General features: G+C 70.1%; 4 protein-coding genes. 1 reads left to right on the plus strand and 3 read right to left on the minus strand.

The window, feature by feature from the left end; genetic code table 11:
* Positions 1-460: 460 nt before the first annotated feature.
* From I71_RS38050 to I71_RS34650, 3 genes are all read right to left on the minus strand, one after another.
* Positions 461-964: a hypothetical protein gene (locus tag I71_RS38050; RefSeq protein WP_148294449.1), complete on the minus strand. Its 504-nt coding sequence runs from the start codon at positions 962-964 to the stop codon at positions 461-463.
* A 163-nt stretch (positions 965-1,127) separates the two neighbouring features.
* Positions 1,128-1,349 (minus strand): hypothetical protein, encoded by a 222-nt coding sequence (locus I71_RS34645; RefSeq protein WP_244434239.1) that lies wholly within the window; start codon positions 1,347-1,349, stop codon positions 1,128-1,130.
* A gap of 211 nt (positions 1,350-1,560) precedes the next feature.
* Positions 1,561-2,451, minus strand: coding sequence for an ROK family protein (locus I71_RS34650; RefSeq protein ID WP_042704844.1), 891 nt, complete (start codon positions 2,449-2,451; stop codon positions 1,561-1,563).
* Between the two features lie 218 nt (positions 2,452-2,669).
* On the opposite strand from I71_RS34650, the gene I71_RS34655 reads away from it, so the two are divergent.
* The coding region (locus tag I71_RS34655; RefSeq protein WP_049976486.1) for an AAA family ATPase at positions 2,670-4,331 on the plus strand (1,662 nt) is incomplete at its 3' end.

Genomic DNA, 4,331 nt, shown 5'->3' on the forward strand with positions numbered 1-4,331 from the left:
GGGTCGACAGCCGCCGCACCACGGCGCGCGTCTCGTCCGGCATCACCGCCAGATCGGGACGCAGCGCAATTGCCGCCAGCGTACCGTCATAATCGAAGAAAAGCGCCGGAGTGCTGTCGCCCAGCGACGCGGTGAAAGCGTCGAATTGCGTGAAGCCGGACGGGGGAAAAGAGTCAAAGCCGGATCCTTAATCATCACTGCCTGCCCAATGTGCAGCGGACCGGATCCCGGCCGCCGCGGTTGTGTAACGGCCGGACGGTATGAATGGCTTCGGTTCGAGAAAAAGCAAGGACCCGGCTGTGTCTGATGGGCAACACAATCCGCCAAAAGCTGCGGCCCCACGCAGGGGCCGGCTTTGGGGGTTGCAGCGCCCCCGTCATCTGGTACTGTTGCAGTGCAGCAAGCGATTGCTGCGTCGCCCTTCTTGGGCGTTTCCTCCCTAAACTCAAGGCCGCTGTGTTCAGCGGCCTTTTTCTTGCCAGAAAGCGCATGGGGAAGGCAACCCCTGACAAAAGTCATAGCGCTGCGATTTTGCCGTCAGACGCCGGTCCGCTGGCAGGGATTTGGGAGGCAGCCTCACCGCCTGGAAATACGGCTCCTGGCGGTTGCTGCCGCGTGGCCGGCTGAAAAATATCTTTCGCTTACAAAGGGTTGAGCGTGCCGGTGAGACGCCTTGCGAAGCGGGCATCCGGGGCGGAACGCGGTGGCGGCATGTCCGCATCGGCAGTCTTCCGGAACCGCCGAGGCCCGCCGGTCGCCGGATTTTTTCGTACGGAATGGTCGGGAGGGTGAAAAACCGCCGCAGGGGAACGGAAGCACTGCCCCCGGCGAGCGAACTGTCGTATAGATCGACGCGAAACGCCCATCCGCCGTCATCCACAGGAGTCGTTCCCATGGACATCGCCATCATGGTCCTCGCCGTCGCCTTCTTCTTCTGGCAGACCATTTCCGACTGAACCGGCATCGGCCGATCCGTCGAGCGAAAAGGGCGATCCCCGTGGGTCGCCCTTTTTTCGTATTTCCGGCCAGAACCCATCCGGTGTTCGTCGAAGCACCAGACAAAGTCCAGGTTTTGCGTTCCCTGTGATCGATGGCGCCGATGGACGTGGGGCGTAGGATCAGGCGTATCAGTCGGCGGCGATGGGCGGTTCCATCCGGGCATGGGCCGATGCGATCAATTGCAACGTCTCCATGATCGAGCCGATGGCCTCATGCAGGTCGGCCTGCTCGTCGCCCGGCAGGGTTGCCAGCACCGTCTCCAACTCGACAGCCGCATCTTGCAGTCTGGCGCAGGCATGCTCCAGATGGCGGCTGGTTCCGTGGATGGCACTGATGTCATTTGCGGCCAAGCTATTTGCAGAATGCAAACGCACCGCCGGTTTTCCGGCCCGCGTCGCGTTCCGGTTTGCAAAATGCAAATGGACGCCGGTGCCAACAGCCCGTGTCCCCGTTTTCTTCCGCATCATGGGCATACCCCCGTTCGGTCCGGCCGGAGATTGCGCAAGTCCCGTGCCACTCCGTGACCGTTGGTTGCGGCTGCCGTCCTGAAAGTGGTGCCGTTCAGTCCGGCCAAAGGCGGGCGGCGCCGCGCATTCCGCTTTCCGCGCCATGCCGGGCGACCGCCATCCGGGTGCGCGGCGCGGCGGCCAGGGTCCAGGCGCCCCAGCGCCGAGTCACCGCTTCGCACAGGCCGGGCAGGGCCGACAGGCCGCCGCCGACCACCACGATGTCGGGGTCCAGCAGATTGAGCACCGGCGCGAGCGCGCGGGCCAGCGCATCGGCGTGGCGGTCCAGGGTCCGGATCGCGGCGGCATCGCCGGCCAGGGCGCGGGCGGCGATCTCCGGCGGCTCCAGCGCCGCGCCGGTGAGATGGCGGTGCAGGCGCGACAGACCGGCGCCGCACAGGATGGTTTCCAGGCAGCCGGTCTTGCCGCAGCCGCAGGGCACCGCCGGGCCGTCCGCCTCCCCGCGCCAGGGAAGCGGCGCATGGCCCCATTCGCCGGCCAGCCCATTGGCGCCGGGCAGGATGCGGCCATCGACCACGATGCCGCCGCCGACACCGGTGCCCAGGATGATGCCGAACACCACCGACGCTTCCCCCGCAGCCGCCCCGTCCGTGGCCTCCGACAAGGTGAAGCAGTTGGCGTCGTTGGCGATCCGCACGGGCCGGCCGATCCGCCGCGCCGCATCGTCGGCGAAGGAATGCCCCTCCAGCCAGGGCAGGTTGACCGCGCGTACCCGGCCGGCGGCGGCATCGACCACGCCGGGCAGGCTGATGCCGACACTCCAGCTGCCCGTCCGGTCGAGCGCACCCACCGTCTCGGCCAGGGCCTCCAGCGTCGCGTCATAGCTGCGGGGGGTGGGGAGGCGGTGGCGGGCCAGTTCCGTGCCATCGCGGTCCAGCGACACGGCGGCGATCTTGGTGCCGCCCAAATCGATTCCGACTCGCATGCCTGTCGCCGTCCGGATGGTGGGAGATGACCGAATTTCGGGGGCAACCCTATACCGCTCCCCCGTCCGGCGGACCAGGGTTGCTTTCGTTCCGGAAGGGTCAGTCCACCCACCCCGGAAGAGAGGGGGGAGCCGCCCTTTGCTCCGTCGGGGCTTGGGGCGCGCATCACTAGAGTCTCACCAGCGCATCCTTCACTGATCGGCCTCTCGAGATGTCCATGGACCGTTCTGCCCCGAAACAGTCTTCGCGCGTCCGGCGCGCCGCTCCGGGCCACCACGATCCGGTTCCCGAGTCCGTCGGCGCCACGCCGGCCGAGATCCGCGATGGGTTGGTTCTGGCCTTTCTGGCCCGCAAGAGGCTTCTGGTGCTGGTCGGCGACGCCGGATCGGGGCGTCCCGCCCTGTTCCGCCAGCTGGTCGACCATGTCGAGGCCGATGGCGCGATGGCGCTGCCGGTCGCGGCGTCGGTCGGTTCGGAGGTGGAGGATCTGATCGCCGCCGCCGGCACCGGCGCGCTGCCCGATCTGGCAGGTGATGGGGAGGGCGGCGAGGCCGACTTCGACACGCTGATCGCGGCGCTGGAGGACCGGCTGGAGCTTGCCGGATCCGGGCTGCTGGCGGTGGACAACGCCGCCGTCCTGGCGCCGCCGGTGCTGGCCGATCTGGTCGATCTGACGCGGGCGGAAACGCCGGCCGGCCGTTTCCTGCAGGTGCTGCTGTGCGGCACGCCCGAACTGGAAGGAACGCTGGCCCGTGCCGGGCTGACCGATGCGCTGCGCGACATGGGCGTGCTCTACCGGATGACGGCCGGCGGCTTCGTCGATGAGGTCCGTGAGGTCGCCCTGCCGTCGCGGCCCGCGCCGATGCTGGCGGTCCCGCCCCAGCCACAGCCGGATCCGGCGCGACCCGCCGCGATCCCGCCCGCCAACGACTGGTCGGTGGGGCGGCGGCAAGAGGAGGGCTGGTCTGAAGAGCGCTGGCAGGGCGATCGGAGCTGGACCGACCACGGCGCCGGGCAGATGGCGGGCGCGGAAGGTCCGGCGCCCGTCGGGCCGATGCGGGCGCCACGCCGGACCGCCCTCTATGCCGGAGCGGCGCTGACCACGCTGATTCTGTTGGGGGCCGCCGGTGCCGCCATTGCCACCGCCGTGCCGGGCACTTTCCCCGACCGGGCGTTGGCGATGGTCGAGGAGGGGTGGACCCGGGCGCGCGAGGTTGTTGAGCGGACTGTGCAGGGGCTGACCGGTGCCACCGCGTCGGCGGACCGGCAGCATGCCGCGGCAGAGACCGGGACCAGTGCGCCCGCCGCACCGGCTCCCGACCTGACCGCCTCTGCCGCGGTTCCGGCCGTGACGCCGTCCAGCGCGGCGGTGCCGCCGGCCGGGCAGGCGGCCGCCGCGGCGCCGCCGGTCGGCACCCAGACCGTGTCCAAGCCGCCCCCCGCCGCCGCGGTCGAAACCGCCGCACTGCCGCCGTCCCCGGCGCCACCCCAGGCGCAACCGCCGGCCGCGGCCAGGCCGACCGCGGCGAGCGGTACGACGGAAGCGGCGCCGGGTGTCGCCTCGCTGCCGCCGTTGGAGGATCCGTCGGCCGCCGCCATCCCGGCGGTGCCGCAGCAGGCTGCCGTCCCGGATGCCGACGCCGCCCAGCGCGTGCGGGCGATGGTCGATCAGGCTCGCCGGCAGATCGCCGGCAAGCGCCTGACCACCCCGCCCGGCGACAACGCCTACGAAACGGTGCAGCGCATCCGCCAGATCGCGCCGGCCACGCCGGAGGCGGCGGAGCTGCTGACCACCATGTCGGACACCTATCGCCGCTGGGCGCTGCTGGCCGAGCGCGACGGCGACTGGTCGGAGACGAAGCGCTTCTACGAGCGGGCG

Origin of the sequence: Azospirillum sp. B506 (genome assembly GCF_000333595.1) — a bacterium.
In the GTDB taxonomy this organism is placed as follows: domain Bacteria; phylum Pseudomonadota; class Alphaproteobacteria; order Azospirillales; family Azospirillaceae; genus Azospirillum.